Origin of the sequence: Wolbachia endosymbiont (group B) of Ischnura elegans (assembly GCF_947251585.1) — a bacterium.
GTDB lineage: Bacteria > Pseudomonadota > Alphaproteobacteria > Rickettsiales > Anaplasmataceae > Wolbachia.
Genome location: NZ_OX366371.1, coordinates 948,574 through 964,363 on the forward strand (window position 1 = coordinate 948,574; position 15,790 = coordinate 964,363).

The window sequence follows — 15,790 nt, forward strand, 5'->3', positions numbered from 1 at the left end:
AACCGCCGTATATAGCATTGATAAAAGCGGCGGTAAGCAGTTAAGGAGAGAAATTTATGAGTTGTATAAGCGAACAAAATAATCTGGGTGACTTATTAAAGTATGAGGCATCAAGTCTATATTCAAGAGATCAGATAACAGTAGCAAAAGGGCAGAACCTAAAGCTTGGTACAGTAGTGGCTCTCGATAAAGATAGCATGGTTAAGATAATAAATCCAACTGCCACAGATGGTACACAAACAGCGATAGGTGCAGTAGTAAGTGATGTAAATGCGACAGAAAATGCTAAAGCAGTAATTATTACTCGTTGTGCAATACTAGCAGATCATGCGGTTGTGTGGCCAGCAAATATCACTGAAGAGCAGAAAGTTGCAGCAATAAAGCAACTTGAAGCACGAGGGATCATTGTCCGCAAGGGAATTTAACTAAAATTAATAGGAAAAAAAGGAGAGAAAAAATGCAAAATCCATTTACAAATACAGCATTTAGCATGACGGCACTAACAAATGCGATAAATATATTGCCGATAAATTATGGACGAGTTGAAAATCTAAATTTGTTTCCAAGTAGGTCAGTAAGATTTAGACATATTACCATAGAAGAACACAACGGAGTATTAAGTTTATTACCAACGCAAGTACCAGGGGCGCCAGCAACAGTAGGAAAAAGAGGAAAAAGAAAGGTAAGAACATTTACGATTCCACATATTCCGCATGATGATGTAGTGTTACCAGAGGAAGTACAGGGAATAAGGGCATTTGGATCAGAAAGTGAACTTAAAGCGCTAGCAGACGTAATAACTGACCATTTACAGCTAATGAGAAACAAACATGCAATAACATTAGAGCATTTGCGAATGGGAGCGCTGAAGGGAATAATTTTAGATGCTGATGGGTCAGAATTATTAAATCTGTACAACGAATTTGAAATAACACCAAAAGTAGTAAATTTTGCACTGGGAACAGCAACAACAGATGTAAAACGTAAGTGTCTGGAAGTATTGCGGCATATAGAAGATAACCTAAGTGGTGAATATATGACTGGAATTCATGCCTTGGTAAGCCCTGAGTTTTTTGATGCACTAACTTCTCATGCAAAAGTAAAAGAAGCATATGAAAGATGGCAAGAAGGAGCAGCACTTCGAAATGATATGAGGTCAGGGTTTACATTTTGTGGCATAACGTTTGAGGAATATAGAGGGCAAGCAACTGACCCTGAAGGAACGGTTAGAAGATTTATTGAGAAAGATACAGGGCACTGTTTTCCACTAGGAACAGCAAGCACGTTTACAACATATTTTGCACCAGCAGACTTTAATGAGACGGTGAATACTCTCGGACAGCCACTCTATGCAAAACAAGAGCCAAGAAGATTTGATAGAGGGACCGATTTACATACGCAGTCAAATCCTCTACCAATGTGCCACCGCCCGGCCGTTTTGGTCAAGATCGTTGCAGCATAACAATACTGGTAGAGTAACTACAAAGTGGTGAGGCACAGAACGACTCTACCGGTATGCGCTTTCTTAGCATGTAAAGGTTAGTATATCAAAAAGAAATATGCAAGAGAATATTAAGCGATTATTAGAAGATTGTTTTGCCCATTTAGGAGAAGTGGCTTTATATAAATCAAAGGATAAGTCATATATGGTACAGGTGTTAAAGCAAGAGCCAGATAAATTATACGAGATTGGTGAAGGGCAATTTGTAGGAGAAACTTTAGTGTTGGAAATAAGTGCGTTTGATGTACTGCAGCCAATTGTAGGAGATATTTTTGTTATAGGTGACCGTAAATATAAAGTATATTCTCCACCGCTGCAAGATAATTCAGGAATGGTATGGAAAATTCGAGCGTCAGGAGTATAAATGCGTATTAACACCGGTAGTATTATACAAAGTATAGATGCTGAAAGGAAAAAAGTGGAAAAAGTGACGGTGAGTGCATTAAACAAAACAGCAATATGGCTAAAATCAAAAGCAGCTAAGGAAATTAGTGAGGAAAAGAGAATAAAATTAAGTTTGATAAGAAAGAGATTAAGAATTTTTAAAGCAAAAACAAGCAGATTAGAAGTGTTAATTAGAGCAAATCTCTACGACATTAGAGCATCGACAATTGGCAAAATACAAAAAACAAGAAGAGGTGCGAAAGTAGGAAAGCATGAGTTTATAGGAGGATTTGCAGCAGTTATGCCAAAAGGAAATAGCGGTATGTTTAAACGTGAAGGAAGGGCAGCATTGCCAATAAAGGAAGTTAAGTTGCCACTCGAACCTGAGGCTTCAAGGATAATAGGGAATCTTGTTAATTATGAAGTTGAAAAGGTATTTGAAAAATATTTTATACATTACATGAGTTAAATTATATGCATGACAAAGTTCTGGAAAGATTTACATAAAGCAATTTGCAGCACACTGAAGGAAGAAATACTGGCTATACAGACATGTGAAATTTATCCAGCAATAAGGAAAGAATTAGTAGCGCCAGCGGTGTTTGTAGAACTAACAAGTTTAGAACCAGGTAAAGATGCAGGTACTGATGAATTAGCATTGAAAGCCAGGTTTGAGGCGAGGATTGTAGTTGATGGAACAGTAGAGGATTCCTCGGTAGTTGTTAGAACATTAGCTGCTGAGGTTGCGAGAGTAGTAAATAAAAATACTTGGAATGTGGAAAATGTTTCACCAGGAGAATTTATCTCTGCGGAAATTGACGGATTTAGACCCGAATTAGATGCATATTTGGTGTGGATGGTTGATTGGAGTCATCAGCTTCATTTAGGTAAATCGATATGGACAGAAAATAAGATTAAGCCACATACGATTATAATAGAAGAAAATGTTAGAGAGTAATTTTGCTATTTCAGAGCTGCAAAGAAAGTTAGCAAACATTGTACGAATAGGAGTTGTAAAAGAAGTAGATTATGAGAAAGCAAAAGTAAGAGTGAAGATAGGAGAACTTTTAACAGATTTTCTTCCATGGATAACTTCTAGAGCAGGAGAGGAAAGAAGCTGGCTACCACCAAGCATAAATGAACAGGTAGTAATATTGTCACCATTGGGAGAGTTATCATTAGGAGTAGTACTAGCTGGAATATATCAGCAAAATTATTCTGCTCCAGAGAATAGTGAAATGATTAACAGTTTAGTATTTCAAGATGGAACAAAGTTATTGTATGACAAAGAGAGCAAGAATCTTGAAATTTCTGTAGTGGATAAATTAAATTTCAAAGTAGGAAAATCAGAGATAGAAATGACAAAAAGTGGAATAAAACTGAAAGCAGAAAGGATCGACTTAAATTGAACAAAGGAATAGTGAGGTTAGGAGACTACTGTGGAGAAGCTATACCACATTTCTGCATTAGCGGAAGTAATAATGTTTTTGTAAACGGTAAGTCAATATGTAGACAAGGAGACAGTTTTAGTGAAGGAAGAGCATTAACTGAAGGATCAAAAACAGTGTTTGCAAATGGTCTTAGTGTAGGAAGAGTAGGAGATATAGTTTCATGTGGGTTTAAAGTAATAAAAGGCAGTGAAAGCGTTTTTGCAAAATAGAAATGAAGGGTATGGATGCTAAAACAGGAAAAACGTTAGAAGGAATAGAGCACTTAAAGCAGTCGATAATTGATATACTGACCACTCCTATTAACAGTAGAATAATGAGGAGAGATTATGGCTCAAGATTATTTGAATTAGTGGATAAGCCAGTTAATCGTGATTTAACACTAGAAATTTACGCAGCAACTGCAGAAGCTTTGGAAAAATGGGAAAAGAGATTTAAGTTAGAAAAAGTAAAAGTTGAAGGAGTAAAAGAAGGGAGAGTAACATTGAATTTAGAAGGTGTCTATCTTTCAGAAGGCAAGTTCATAAATATTAGTGGAGTAGTTGTTTAGAAATGCAAACATCTAATATTATTGAAAAACTAAGATATGAGGAAATATTTTCGAGAATGAAGGAAGAGTTAGTAAAGCGAGATGCAAGTTTTACAGGATTGGTAGAAAGTGATCCAGCAATGAAGGTATTAGAAGTAGCAGCATGGCGAGAACTTTTGCTTAGAGAAAGAATAAATGAAGCTGTAAAAAGTAATTTACTAAAATTTGCAACGGGAGAAGATCTTGGTAATTTAGCTGAATTTTATGGAGTAGAGAGAGAAAAAGAAGAAGAGGACGAACGATTTAGAAAAAGAATAAAAGCAAAAATAAAAGGCTGGAGTACAGGAGGAAGTAAAGAGTATTATCGTTATCAGGCACTGTCAGCAGATAGTAGAGTAAAAGATGCATTAGTAGAATCACCTATACCAGGGAAAGTACAAATTTCAATCTTATCAACACAATTATCCACAACTGGCATAGTGTCAGAAGAACTACTAGAAATTGTAAAAAAGCAGGTTACTAGAGATGATATAAGGGTTTTAACAGATACGATAACAGTAATTGGTTGCAATATTACGGAAATAGATATTCACAGCAGAATGAGCATGAGTCCTGTAATATCAGAGGAAGAAATCAAGAAGCAGTTTATTAAGAAGTTTGAATTAGTAAAAAGATTAGGGTGGAGTGTAACAAGATCATGGATAATAGCGAATCTATTTGTAGATGGTGTAGAAAATGTGGAATTGATCGAGCCAAGAGAGGATGTTGTGGTTCTGGGAAATGAATCTGCAAATTTGAAAAATTTAAAGATTGAGTTGAATTAATGTTATTGCCACCAAATGCAACAAAACAGGAAAAAGCGCTAGTAGATGCGATAGATTATAAGGTTGATCCAAGCTGTATTAGAGGATTTAAATTTAGATTGGAAGAAGAAACATTGCCGTGGATAATAGAAGAATATGGTTTAGAAGAAATACTACGCTGGGTAAAAGATAGAAGAAAAGCAGTAGTAGAAGGAGTAAAATTTCAAAGACTGCGAGGAACACCTAAATCACTTAAAATAGCACTCAAGTGGGCAAATATAGAAGACATTACAATCATCGAAGAACCACCCGGTAAACACTTTTTTGAGTTGCAAGTAGGGATAAAAGAGGTACCAAATGACTTCTTCGTAGATGCAGTAGTAGAGCTGGCAAAACTATCACTGCCTGTAAGATCGAGGTTGATGAGGATTTTTAACGATTATTATAATGTGCAGAGATTTATATTGGATGAGAGTTTATTTGGAGATCTTCTTTCTGATTATTCAGGGGTAAAAATAGAAAAAGATGGACCAGTGTTATCATTTGGAAGAGTAAATTTTTCAGGTCTAGTGGTCCAGTTATTAGGATTATAGAAAACTATCTACGCGATCATTATGAACGAGCTTTAAGCAATGATATATATCGCCTAGATGTAGCAATCCTTGGAGAAACAGAGCCTCACACAAAGAATTATAACGGTATTTATGAAAGAAATCATTTGTGGTACAACTTAAAAGCACTATATCCATTACCACAGAGTTTATTACCATCGATTAAATTTGCAAAAGCGCAGATAGTATTATCAGATCAACTATGTTTTTTAAAATTTTTTGAATTTAGTTTCATTACAACTTTTGTTTGTAATTTTGTTTTTTATTCGAGTAAAAAGTGCATTTTTGACAATAAAAACCCTAACTTAATCATAGAAAAATTTTGTATCAAACAACAGTTACTGCTTAGATCTTATGGTTAACGAATATGTGCTTTAAATGTGTGTAGACGCACATATTCGTTAACCTATTTTCTATGCAGATTTTTTTAATTCACATTGACTGCTTCTTTAAGCCTCGCATTGGCAATTACTATGATTTTACGCATTAGAGCTGTCATAGCCACCATCTTCTTTTTACCTTTACCAACAAGCCTTGAATAGAAGGCACCAAGCGCAGACTTAGACCTTGAAGCAGACATCGCAGCTGTAAAAAGCTTTTCACGAACGTTGCTTCTGCCACCACTTATTCTGCGATAACCAATAGTTTTACCACTTTCTTTCGGATGAGGTGCAACTCCAGCAAGACTTGCAATTTCTCCCCTACTTACATAACCAAGTTCTGGCATTAGACACAGAAAATCTTGAGATAATTTTGCACCTATTCCTGGAACTGTTTTAAGGATTTTTTGGCGCTTTTGTAACTCTGGATTCTCATCAATAATTTTTTGTATGGTATTGTTGAGCTCATCTATCTGGCTATTAAAGAATTCAATAGTTTTCTGACAGCTTTCTTTTATATGGTCGTTTTCAGGTGCTGCAAGCCTAGATTTCTCTTGAGCTCTCATTTTTGTAATGTCATCACGACGTTGACAAAGTGCAACTAAGGTTGTTTGTTCTTTTGACATAGGTGCAAATAGAGATAGAGTACTATAGCGTTCAAACCCATACTGAGCAAGGGCTCTTGCATCTGATTGATCAGACTTTGCTAAAGTTCCATGAGATAGAACAAAGCTTTTTACTTTGCGAGTATTAGCTCGATGTACAGCAATATCTTTATCAACAAGAAAATGTGCTAAGCCAAGCTCATATTTTCCAGTGTTTTCCAGAGTTACTAAAGAATTAGGTAAGATATTTGAAAAATCTTGAAACAATTGTTGCCAGCCAGCAGTATCATTGTCGAATTCGACAGCGTTCTTCTGTTTGTGAACTGCAACAACATTTTTAAATTTTCCGATATCAATGCCAATAAAATTTTGATAAGATGTAATCATAATAACCTCGATTAGTTTTAATTAATTTAAGATTGTAAACGGGTGCATACATATGTCCCATGCAACTATTCAAACGTATCGAGAGATGGGCTAGTGTACCTTGATCCGAACGGTTATAATACCAACAGTTGGTCGGTCGCACACGCCCGTGATAACTCTATTCCTATAGTGAGTAGGGTTATCTTCCCTCTTATCTCCTTTATATCATATTTTTAACTTACAACAGTTGGAATTTAGGAGAAATAAACGCATGTTTTCCAGTTGGTAGTGTAGAGGAAAGAGGAAATAAATTTGTATTGGGAAGCGATACACTTTCAGGGCAACGTTGGAATTTAAAACACAAACCAATTTTAGAAAGATTCAGTATTATCCATCGTTACAAAGTAGAAAATTATACAGATCAGAAGGTCAGAAAATATGTTTTAGCAGAACACAACGTTTACTATAAAAATGACTCAGATTCAGAGCAAAAAGACTCAATACACGAATTAGAAAATTACATTTTAGTGTTTTACCCAGGAGTACTTAGGTGGCACGAACATCGACATTTGCACAGAAGTTGGAAAAGTAGTCAAGTAATATCTCTAATAAGCTAAGCATTTATATTTAGATCCTCATATATTATATTAATAATAGGTAAAAGTGTATGAAATAAAAAGAAAAAGACTTGCTTTCTTATGCTAAAATAGACATGACTTGAATAGCAGCAGGTAAATATAAGAAATTTATCTGACGCTAGAAAAGCTAATTTTGTGAGGTATGAAATGGTGCGCCAAGAAGTGCTTGGAGAACAGTTGGTGAAAATCCAACATAAACAAAGTCTAGCCAACAGTTTAGAACAGACCACTATGTTGCATGAGGTAACGAGTGTAATAGAGCTAGTGGAATGGACAATGCAGGGTACAACGAAAGTGAAGGGATTGAGTCCCGAAATACCTGAAGACATAGAGGTCGACATTTTCATTTCGGTGGAAGACAGCATGAGGGATAATGCAAAGGCGAGTTATCACTCACTCTATCGGGATCTGAGACCGTGCCATGTATTGAAATGGACTTCAAGTGAACTTGGGAGATCCTATGCATTCCTATAAAGGTACGCTGGAACAAGTCAACAAAGGCAAGAACTAGCGGAAGATGCAGAGGAAGTCGGACTGATTGATAGTACTCGGAGTGTGGGAAAGCCACGTACAAGGGGAAGCGATCAGCAATATAGTAACTGGTATAGGGATTGCTATGCCAATACAACGGAGGTTGGAATAACATGCAAGATAAACTAAACCAGATAGCAGTAAGAGCAAAGCAAGATAAGCGACTGAAATTCACATCGCTAATACATCTAATAAATGTAGGAAACCTTGCAGAGTGTTATAAAGAGCTAAAGCGTAACAAGGCTTGTGGAATAGACTGGGTAACAGTGGAAGCTTACGGAGAAAATCTAAAAGAGCGACTGGAAGGACTAGTGGATAGTATGAAGGGAAAGCAATATCAACCACAACCGGTGAGGAGGGTGTATATACCAAAAGCCGGAAGTAAAGAGAAACGCGGACTCGGAATACCATCAACTGAGGATAAGTTGGTACAGATTATGCTGAAGAAGATATTAGAAAATATTTACGAGGCAAACTTTCTGGACAGCTCATATGGATTTCGACCTGGAAGAAACTGTCATCAAACGGTAAATGCACTAGATAAAGCAGTTAGGTACAAACCAATAAACTACATTGTAGAAGTGGATATCAAGAAGTTCTACGATAATATACAGCATAAATGGCTAATGAGATGTCTAAGGGAACGAATAACTGACCCAAATTTACTGTGGTTAATAAAGCGTTTTCTTAAGGCAGGGATAGTTGAAGCTGGATATTATGAAGCAACAAAACAAGGTACACCCCAAGGTGGTATAGTAAGTCCTGTATTAGCAAATATATACTTACATTATGTGTTGGATTTATGGCTTGAAAAGAAATTTAAACCAAGATCCAGAGGATATATACAACTAATAAGGTTTTGCGACGATTTTGTGGTTTGTTGCGAAAGTAAGGTAGACGCGGAAGAATTTCTGGAATTACTGAAACAAAGGTTAAATAAATTCGGGTTGGAAGTATCTGAAAACAAGACCAGAGTAGTAAAGTTTGGCAAGAGGGAGTGGCAACAAGCGATAAGAGAGAAACGAAGGACGGAAAGTTTCAATTTTCTGGGGTTTACGCACTATGGTGCAAAAAGTCGTCTTGGTAGATTAATGATGGGACATAAAACCTCAAAGTTAAATCTAGCCAGAAAACTAAAAGAAATCAAAGAGTGGTTGGAAAAAGTCCGCGGAAGTATTCGACTTAAAGATTGGTGGCAAGTACTGAAGGCTAAATTAACAGGACACTATAACTACTTTGGTATTAGCGGAAATTATTGGTGTTTAAAACAATTTTATACATCAGTAAGAAAGCTAGCATTTAAATGGATAAATCGGCGTAGTCAGAAAAAGAGTATGACCTGGGAACAGTTTGTACACTACGTAGAAGTAAATCCATTACCAAAGCCAAAAATACATTTTTCTTTATATGCATAAGAGGGACGACTGTGAAAACTAATATTGATGAGCCGTGTGCGGGAAATCTGCAAGCACGGTTCTTTAGGGGGAGTTGTAGTAATAAAACTCAAACGAGAGGAGTAAAGCTACAGCTTCTACCAAACAGTTTTAGCAAGAGTAAGTTTTTTAAAGAAGTATCAAGTAACGATATTAATAAAAGAAATGAAGAAGGAGAGACGATATTGCACCAAGCAGTAGAAATCTCCGATTACACAACAGTGAGGTTATTAATAAAAAAAGGGGCAGAGGTTAATGCAAGAGATAAAAATGGTTATACACCTCTGCACTGTGCAGTATTCGCAAAAAGTTTAGAAAATGTAAAAGTGCTGCTAAGAGAAGGAGCAGAAGTAAATGCCACTCAATATGTCACTGGATGTACGCCACTCCACTCTGCGTGCAAAGGAGCAGGAGTTGAAATAATAAAAGAGCTGGTAAAGGCTGGAGCTGAAGTTAATCAACTGAATAAGTACGGCGCAACGCCAATGTATTACATCTGGGAAAGTGAAAAGTATCGTCTATGTGATAGCAAAGAGAGTGAAAAGGCGAGTAAATTTTTGAGAGAAAAAGGAGGAATAACAAAAAGTAGAGAACTGACGTGCTATGGAATAGAGGGGCTAGTGGGAGAAATAGCAGACATGTTGAATGGGAGTTATTTGCCGGAGCTAAAAATAATAGAGATAGGAGAAATAAGGAAGAGAGACAAATCGCTAATAAAGAAAGAATGTCAAAATTTAGCAAGCAAGATAATCAGCCAAGTGAATGCAATGATAGATGAGGTGGTAAAAAGGAAGGCTTAGGTTTAAAGAAAAGGTGGGGTAAGTTATGGTAAAGCTGGGTAAAAAAGATAAGTCACTATTAGAGAACTCGTTTAAAAATATTTATGAAAGAGACGAAAAAGGAAGAACAGCTCTACATTATGCAGTAGAGGTAAAAACAGTGAGGTTATTAATCGAAAAAGGAGTAGATGTGAATGCAGCAGATGTAAGAGGACATACAGCACTGCATCTAGCGATAACGGAGAAACGTCTAGAAACAGTTAGAGAATTGATAAAATCAGGAGGGAATGTAAATGCTGAAGAGTATGGCAATAAATGCACTCCGCTGCATCTTGCATGTATGGTAGGAGAAAAAGAAATAGTGGAGGAGCTAGTAAAAGCAGGGGCTGAAATAGAGCAAGCAGATAAATTTGGAATAACAGCGATGGATTATGCGAAAAATAGCAAAGAAATAGCCGAGGTATTAAAGAAAGAAACAGAGAAAATGGAAAGTTTGTTAAAAAAATAAGAGTCGTATCAGAAAGCGCAACAGCAGTTGGTAAAGGAAGGGCTAGACCAAATTTGAAGGCTGTAGCTGATAAAAGTTGGTCTTTTTCATAAGAGTAAATGGATTGATGGAAAAAAGGAGTGGTAAGGCTCCTTGCACTACAAAAACATTTGCAGGAGAAACTATGAGAAAAAGAACATTAACTTGCCGATACGAGCCAGATGAATTAGCGGAACAACATCTAGCAGACGCCTATGAGCTGTTACTAAGGTATGCGGTAAAAAGAAACAATGAAAAGGAGATAAAGAAAAATGATAACAGTGGCCTTATATGCAAGAGTTTCATCGAAGAGTCAAGCGCAGAACAATACAATAGAGAGTCAAATTGCCGAGCTCAAGCATAGAATTGCTGCAGATAAGCATGAGTTATTGAATGAGTATGAATTTAAGGATGATGGGCTTAGTGGGTGGAGTTTAGAACGTGAAGGTTTAGATGCATTACGTGATAAAGTAGGAGAAGATCAAATTGATAAAATTTATATTCATTCACCTGACCGACTATCAAGAAAATCTGCACATCAAATGATATTACTTGATGAATTTGAAAAAGCAGGAGTAGAAGTAATATTCTTAAATCATAAGACTGAAAATAATCCAGAGTCTAAATTGTTATTGGGAATGCAAGGATTAGTGGCAGAATATGAGTGTACAAAGATTATGGAACGTAGTCGTAGGGGAAAACTCCATAGAGCAAAAAAAGGCTGTGTAAGTGTAATTGGCATTGCACCTTTTGGTTATAATCGTATAAAGCATGTAGATAGAGAAAAGACAAAGTTTGAAATAAATGAAGAGGAAGCAAAAATAGTAAAGCAGATATTCATGTGGGTAGGGCAAGAGAGAATAAGTATAAGGGAAGTGATACGTAGACTAAGAGATAAGTCAATTAGAACAAGAACTGGAAAGAAGGTGTGGTGTCCAATAATAATTTGGAAGGTGTTAAGAAATCCAGCATATAAAGGACAAGCAGCGTTTGGTAAATTAAAGAGGGTTGAAAAAAGAGAAAGAAATAAACAAAAGATTTCTATCTGTCGCACAGATGAGGACAGCTGGATTTATATACCAGTACCAAAAATAGTTGATGAAGGGTTATTTAATAAAGTACAAAAGCAACTGGATGAAAATAGAAAAAGAGCAAGGATGCAGAGAGAGGGAGGAAAAAAGAAATACCTATTACAAGGTCTAGTTGTGTGTCAAAACTGTGGATATGCGTATAGTGGTGCACAATGTGGAGTTGAGGGAAAAAAGTTTAGCTATTATCGCTGTAGTAGTACTATACGTATTACTGATGGTAGGGAGAAGTGTACTAATAAATTGGTCCGTACAGATATGTTAGAAACAGCTATATGGGAAAAGGTGAAAAATTTACTAAAAAACCCAGAGATAATAAAAAATGAGTATCACCGTAGAATTGCAGAAAATAAAAATGATGAATCATCAGATAAGAAGTTTGCAAGAAGGGAAAATCAAATAAAACAAGGCATCGAAAAGTTAATGGAAGACTATTATAGTCAAGAAAATGTAGGAGATAAAGGATATATAAGTGAGGAAGAATTTAAACAGACGATGAAAAGAATGAGGGAACGCTTAAGAGGGATAGAAGAAGAGAAGAAAAAGGTAGTTGATCAAAAAGCAATAGAGAAGGGAATGAACCTTATCATCAACAGTATAAAGAGTCTTTATACTAGTATAAAATCGAACTTGGAACAGCTAGATTGGCAAACTAAGCGTGGTATCATTAAAGCATTAGTAGAACGAATTCAGATTAGTCATGACCAGGTAGAGGTGGCATTTAGAATCGAAGAACCAGCCCAGGATGGAGAGATTTTTAATTTGCAACATTGTACTGGACGTCATGACAATAAGAGTATTTATCCTTTAGAATTAATTAAGAGAAAATTTTTTCTCGACTTGTTGTATAATTTTATAAAAGTGATCAAAATCTAAGCTTGCACTGCCAATTAAAACTCCTGATAAATTTGGAATACTGAGCAAGTTTTCTATATTTTCTGAACTGACTGAACCACCATATATAATGTGTTTTTTACCAGTACAGGATTTTATTACCTCAGCAATTGCGTCATTATTTGGCACATTTCCTGTTCCTATTGCCCATATCGGTTCGTATGCTATGGTATATTTACCTTGTGTTGGCAAACGGTTTTTGCATTGATATTCTATTACTTCTTTTGTTTTTTTATTTTTATAATCTTCTGAGTTTTCACCTACACAGATGATTGGGTGTAATCCTGATTCTATTGCTGTTTTCGATTTAAGTTTTATTTCACTATCTTTTTCATGAGCCCTTTCAGAATGTCCAAGTATTACGTAACTACATCCTAGTTCCTTCAACATTCCTGCACTAATTTCACCTGTGTAAGAACCGAACTCTTTATGATGGCAATTCTGTCCTCCTATTTTAATATTGTTGTTCAACTCTATATTGCTTGGAAATGATGTAAAAGGAGGGCAAATTACTAATTTAGAGGTAATCTCGTTACTCTTGTTATTGAGTTTGTTCATAAAGTCAACAAATGAAGAACGTGTTCCATTCATTTTCCAATTTGCTACTATTAAAAAAGACATCAATTTTTCTTATATGAATGAGAGTGCCGGCTGTCGGACTTGAACTGACAACCTACTGATTACAAGTCAGTTGCTCTACCAATTGAGCTAAGCCGGCATTAAATACACTGACAATATACAATTATTGATGAATTTTCGTCAACTAATTTTTAAAATACTGCATACTAAGATCATATGAAAAAATTTTTACTGAAGCCAAAAAAGAGTCTAGGGCAAAATTTTATTTTATCGAATGAGATAACAAAAAGAATAGTTGCCTTAGCTGGTAGCCTGAAAGATTTTAATGTTATTGAAATTGGTCCTGGGTATGGTGCGTTAACAAGAGAAATATTGGCGTATAATCCAAAGTTTCTACTTTCTATAGAAAAAGATAGTAGTTTAGTGAAACATCACGAACAATTGCTAAATGAGCATCAGGGAAAATATAGAATTATAGAAGCAGATGCACTTAATGTTGTAGAAAAAGAGCTGGTAGAATGTCCAGTCAAAGTCATTGCTAACTTGCCTTACAATATCTCAGTAGCGTTATTTTTAAAGTGGTTAAATAATATAAAATTTTTTACGAATTTGACGTTAATGTTCCAAAAGGAGGTAGCAGAGCGTATTACAGCAGAACCTAATTCTAAAGATTATGGTTCCCTATCAGTGCTAAGCCAGTTACTATGCGACATAAAAAAGGAATTTGATATTGAACCTAAGGAATTTTTTCCAAGACCAAAAGTATATTCTTCAGTAATTACAGTAAAACCTTTACCCACTCCAAGATTTACAGTAAATTTAGAAACCTTAACAAAGCTAACACGTGCTGTGTTCGCTCAAAGAAGAAAGATGCTGAGAAATAGCTTGCAAAGTATAACTAGTGATGTCTCAACTATTCTTGAGAATGCTAAACTGAGTGGAAACGAACGTCCAGAAAGCTTAACTATTGAGCAGTTCTGTTTGCTAGCAAATAATGTAATTTTGCGATAAATATATTAGGAGCTACATTCCTCTTCTATCCTATTTCGATCTAAAAATAGCTGGAGCCAGGCTAATTTTGCAAAAGCTCTATTGCAATTTCATTAATTGGCGTATAAGCTTTAAATAAAGCATATGAAAAAAATGGAAGCTTGTTATTCGTTTGACGATGTACTTCTCTTACCGGCCTATTCTGATGTATTGCCTCGCGATGCAGACACAAGAACTTATCTAACAAATAATATAGAACTAAATATCCCTCTCATATCCTCTGCAATGGACACTGTCACTGAATCAGGCTTTGCAATAGCTATTGCCCAACATGGTGGAATAGGTTGCATACATAAGAATTTATCAATAGATGAACAAGTGTTAGAAGTAAGAAGGGTGAAAAAATATGAAAGCTGGATCGTGTATAACCCAATTACAATTTCCCCAGATAAAACAGTTGCAGAAGCAGTTTCATTAATGAGAGAGTATAATTATTCCGGCATTCCTGTAGTTGATCAACGCAAGTTAGTGGGAATTTTAACTAATCGAGATGTGAGGTTTATTGAAGACCAGAACATGAATATAAAAGTTTCCGAGGTAATGACAAAAGATAAGTTAGTAACAGTTCGAGAGCAGGCAGTAAACAGCGCCTCAGCAATGAAATTGTTGCATGCAAATAGAATAGAGAAGCTTTTGGTTGTTGATGAAAATTCTTGTTGCATAGGTCTAATCACAGTTAAAGACATCGAAAAATACAATAGATATCCAAATTCATGTAAAGACAGTAAAGGTCGACTCAGAGTTGCCGCTGCAATTGGTACTGGTAAAAAAGATGGTATAGAAAGATGTGAAGCTTTGATCGGAGAGGAAGTCGATGTGGTTATTGTAGATACCGCTCACGGTCATTCCGAGAACGTTATCAGCACCATTAAGGAAATAAAAAAGATGTATCCGAATACGCAATTAATCGGCGGAAATATTACAACAAAGGAGGCTGCTGAAGCGTTAATTGATGCTGGTGTTGATGCAGTAAAGGTTGGAATAGGGCCCGGATCAATTTGTACTACCAGAATAGTTACAGGTGTTGGTATGCCGCAATTCTCTGCAATCAAGAATGTTGCAGAGGTGTGTAGAGCAAAAAACGTCAGACTAATTGCTGATGGTGGAATAAAATATTCGGGAGATGTTGCAAAAGCTATTGCAGCTGGTGCTGATACTGTGATGATAGGTTCAATCTTTGCTGGTACTGAGGAAAGCCCAGGTGAGATTATCATGTATAAGGGTAGAGCATATAAGGAATATCGAGGAATGGGATCTATTAGTGCAATGAAACGAGGGTCAGCTAGCCGTTATTTTCAAGATTCAAAACTTGATTTAGTCCCACAAGGAGTAGAAGCAAGAGTTCCTTTTAAAGGTCCAGCTTCAGGAGTGATCTGTCAGTTAATTGGTGGGTTGCAAGCTGCAATGGGTTACACTGGCAACCGTAATATAGAAGAGATGAAAAAAAACTGCAAATTTGTCACTATTACTTCATCAGGGTTAAGAGAAAGTCATGCTCATGATATAATCATTACACAGGAAGCTCCAAATTACGCTTACCAAGCATCTAATTTATCATCTGATTCAGAGTAAATACAATCCCCTTTTGAGTGGGTCATTTCAACACTGGTACACAATTGTATAAACATATTAATATTAAGAGTCA

At 36.0% G+C, this 15,790-nt stretch carries 18 protein-coding genes, 1 tRNA gene and 2 pseudogenes; 18 read left to right on the top strand and 3 right to left on the bottom strand.

The window, feature by feature from the left end; all coding sequences use genetic code 11:
* The first annotated feature begins 56 nt into the window (after positions 1-56).
* The 10 genes and pseudogenes from OPR58_RS04815 to OPR58_RS04860 form a co-directional block, all read left to right on the top strand.
* A complete protein-coding gene (locus tag OPR58_RS04815) occupies positions 57-425 on the top strand; it encodes a head decoration protein (protein WP_265022513.1) in 369 nt (122 codons plus the stop codon).
* A gap of 32 nt (positions 426-457) precedes the next feature.
* Positions 458-1,462 carry a major capsid protein gene (locus tag OPR58_RS04820; protein WP_019236398.1) on the top strand — a complete coding sequence of 335 codons (1,005 nt, stop codon included), beginning with the start codon at positions 458-460 and terminating at the stop codon, positions 1,460-1,462.
* Positions 1,463-1,559: 97 nt separating this feature from the next.
* On the top strand, positions 1,560-1,865 hold the full coding sequence (locus OPR58_RS04825) for a head-tail joining protein (protein WP_015588264.1): 306 nt from the start codon (positions 1,560-1,562) through the stop codon (positions 1,863-1,865).
* Complete coding sequence (locus OPR58_RS04830; RefSeq protein WP_265022512.1) at positions 1,866-2,354, top strand: phage tail protein; 489 nt, start codon at positions 1,866-1,868, stop codon at positions 2,352-2,354. It abuts the gene before it with no gap.
* Positions 2,355-2,363: 9 nt separating this feature from the next.
* Positions 2,364-2,843 (top strand): hypothetical protein, encoded by a 480-nt coding sequence (locus OPR58_RS04835; protein WP_265022511.1) that lies wholly within the window; start codon positions 2,364-2,366, stop codon positions 2,841-2,843.
* Positions 2,830-3,294 carry a phage baseplate assembly protein V gene (locus OPR58_RS04840; protein ID WP_047759504.1) on the top strand — a complete coding sequence of 155 codons (465 nt, stop codon included), beginning with the start codon at positions 2,830-2,832 and terminating at the stop codon, positions 3,292-3,294. The genes OPR58_RS04835 and OPR58_RS04840 overlap by 14 nt, the downstream gene beginning before the upstream one ends.
* Positions 3,291-3,545, top strand: a complete 255-nt coding sequence (locus tag OPR58_RS04845) for a PAAR domain-containing protein (protein ID WP_047759655.1) — start codon at positions 3,291-3,293, stop codon at positions 3,543-3,545. The genes OPR58_RS04840 and OPR58_RS04845 overlap by 4 nt, the downstream gene beginning before the upstream one ends.
* A 2-nt stretch (positions 3,546-3,547) precedes the next feature.
* Positions 3,548-3,883, top strand: coding sequence for a GPW/gp25 family protein (locus OPR58_RS04850; RefSeq protein WP_265022510.1), 336 nt, complete (start codon positions 3,548-3,550; stop codon positions 3,881-3,883).
* Between the two features lie 2 nt (positions 3,884-3,885).
* The gene (locus OPR58_RS04855) at positions 3,886-4,686 is read left to right on the top strand and encodes a baseplate assembly protein (RefSeq protein ID WP_265022509.1); all 801 of its coding nucleotides are present in this window, start codon (positions 3,886-3,888) and stop codon (positions 4,684-4,686) included.
* Positions 4,686-5,473: pseudogene (locus OPR58_RS04860) on the top strand (phage tail protein); the annotation flags it as partial. The gene OPR58_RS04855 and the pseudogene OPR58_RS04860, both read left to right, overlap by 1 nt.
* Positions 5,474-5,703: 230 nt before the next feature.
* Here the strand turns inward: OPR58_RS04860 and OPR58_RS04865 are convergent.
* On the bottom strand, positions 5,704-6,648 hold the full coding sequence (locus OPR58_RS04865; RefSeq protein WP_264336326.1) for an IS110 family RNA-guided transposase: 945 nt from the start codon (positions 6,646-6,648) through the stop codon (positions 5,704-5,706).
* Between the two features lie 221 nt (positions 6,649-6,869).
* Between OPR58_RS04865 and OPR58_RS04870 the strand changes: the two are divergent.
* From OPR58_RS04870 to OPR58_RS04895, 6 genes and pseudogenes are all read left to right on the top strand, one after another.
* A pseudogene (locus tag OPR58_RS04870) lies at positions 6,870-7,244 on the top strand (phage tail protein); the annotation flags it as partial.
* A 665-nt stretch (positions 7,245-7,909) separates the two neighbouring features.
* Positions 7,910-9,211, top strand: a complete 1,302-nt coding sequence (gene ltrA, locus OPR58_RS04875; RefSeq protein WP_265022346.1) for a group II intron reverse transcriptase/maturase — start codon at positions 7,910-7,912, stop codon at positions 9,209-9,211.
* Between the two features lie 170 nt (positions 9,212-9,381).
* Positions 9,382-10,029: an ankyrin repeat domain-containing protein gene (locus OPR58_RS04880; protein ID WP_265023158.1), complete on the top strand. Its 648-nt coding sequence runs from the start codon at positions 9,382-9,384 to the stop codon at positions 10,027-10,029.
* A 25-nt stretch (positions 10,030-10,054) separates the two neighbouring features.
* Entirely contained in the window at positions 10,055-10,516 is a 462-nt protein-coding gene (locus tag OPR58_RS04885) for an ankyrin repeat domain-containing protein (RefSeq protein ID WP_236514967.1), read from the top strand.
* A gap of 106 nt (positions 10,517-10,622) precedes the next feature.
* A complete protein-coding gene (locus OPR58_RS04890) occupies positions 10,623-10,898 on the top strand; it encodes a hypothetical protein (RefSeq protein WP_017532679.1) in 276 nt (91 codons plus the stop codon).
* Entirely contained in the window at positions 10,807-12,498 is a 1,692-nt protein-coding gene (locus tag OPR58_RS04895; protein WP_265023100.1) for a recombinase family protein, read from the top strand. The genes OPR58_RS04890 and OPR58_RS04895 overlap by 92 nt, the downstream gene beginning before the upstream one ends.
* On the opposite strand, the gene OPR58_RS04900 is transcribed toward OPR58_RS04895, so the two are convergent.
* On the bottom strand, positions 12,436-13,137 hold the full coding sequence (locus OPR58_RS04900) for a triosephosphate isomerase (protein ID WP_265023101.1): 702 nt from the start codon (positions 13,135-13,137) through the stop codon (positions 12,436-12,438). The genes OPR58_RS04895 and OPR58_RS04900 overlap by 63 nt on opposite strands.
* A gap of 24 nt (positions 13,138-13,161) precedes the next feature.
* Positions 13,162-13,234, bottom strand: a tRNA-Thr gene (locus OPR58_RS04905).
* A gap of 77 nt (positions 13,235-13,311) precedes the next feature.
* Between OPR58_RS04905 and rsmA the strand changes: the two genes are divergently transcribed.
* Both rsmA and guaB read left to right on the top strand, forming a co-directional pair.
* Positions 13,312-14,106, top strand: a complete 795-nt coding sequence (gene rsmA / locus OPR58_RS04910) for a 16S rRNA (adenine(1518)-N(6)/adenine(1519)-N(6))-dimethyltransferase RsmA (protein ID WP_265023102.1) — start codon at positions 13,312-13,314, stop codon at positions 14,104-14,106.
* Positions 14,107-14,229: 123 nt separating this feature from the next.
* The gene (gene guaB, locus OPR58_RS04915) at positions 14,230-15,717 is read left to right on the top strand and encodes an IMP dehydrogenase (protein ID WP_010402276.1); all 1,488 of its coding nucleotides are present in this window, start codon (positions 14,230-14,232) and stop codon (positions 15,715-15,717) included.
* Positions 15,718-15,790 lie beyond the last annotated feature (73 nt).

Bases quoted from the DNA above. Each gene is read 5' to 3' on its own strand.
- OPR58_RS04815 (WP_265022513.1), top strand. From the start codon at position 57: ATGAGTTGTATAAGCGAACAAAATAATCTGGGTGACTTATTAAAGTAT.
- OPR58_RS04820 (WP_019236398.1), top strand. From the start codon at position 458: ATGCAAAATCCATTTACAAATACAGCATTTAGCATGACGGCACTAACA.
- OPR58_RS04825 (WP_015588264.1), top strand. From the start codon at position 1,560: ATGCAAGAGAATATTAAGCGATTATTAGAAGATTGTTTTGCCCATTTA.
- OPR58_RS04830 (WP_265022512.1), top strand. From the start codon at position 1,866: ATGCGTATTAACACCGGTAGTATTATACAAAGTATAGATGCTGAAAGG.
- OPR58_RS04835 (WP_265022511.1), top strand. From the start codon at position 2,364: ATGACAAAGTTCTGGAAAGATTTACATAAAGCAATTTGCAGCACACTG.
- OPR58_RS04840 (WP_047759504.1), top strand. From the start codon at position 2,830: ATGTTAGAGAGTAATTTTGCTATTTCAGAGCTGCAAAGAAAGTTAGCA.
- OPR58_RS04850 (WP_265022510.1), top strand. From the start codon at position 3,548: ATGAAGGGTATGGATGCTAAAACAGGAAAAACGTTAGAAGGAATAGAG.
- OPR58_RS04855 (WP_265022509.1), top strand. From the start codon at position 3,886: ATGCAAACATCTAATATTATTGAAAAACTAAGATATGAGGAAATATTT.
- OPR58_RS04865 (WP_264336326.1), bottom strand. From the start codon at position 6,648: ATGATTACATCTTATCAAAATTTTATTGGCATTGATATCGGAAAATTT.
- ltrA (WP_265022346.1), top strand. From the start codon at position 7,910: ATGCAAGATAAACTAAACCAGATAGCAGTAAGAGCAAAGCAAGATAAG.
- OPR58_RS04885 (WP_236514967.1), top strand. From the start codon at position 10,055: ATGGTAAAGCTGGGTAAAAAAGATAAGTCACTATTAGAGAACTCGTTT.
- OPR58_RS04890 (WP_017532679.1), top strand. From the start codon at position 10,623: ATGGAAAAAAGGAGTGGTAAGGCTCCTTGCACTACAAAAACATTTGCA.
- OPR58_RS04895 (WP_265023100.1), top strand. From the start codon at position 10,807: ATGATAACAGTGGCCTTATATGCAAGAGTTTCATCGAAGAGTCAAGCG.
- OPR58_RS04900 (WP_265023101.1), bottom strand. From the start codon at position 13,137: ATGTCTTTTTTAATAGTAGCAAATTGGAAAATGAATGGAACACGTTCT.
- rsmA (WP_265023102.1), top strand. From the start codon at position 13,312: ATGAAAAAATTTTTACTGAAGCCAAAAAAGAGTCTAGGGCAAAATTTT.
- guaB (WP_010402276.1), top strand. From the start codon at position 14,230: ATGAAAAAAATGGAAGCTTGTTATTCGTTTGACGATGTACTTCTCTTA.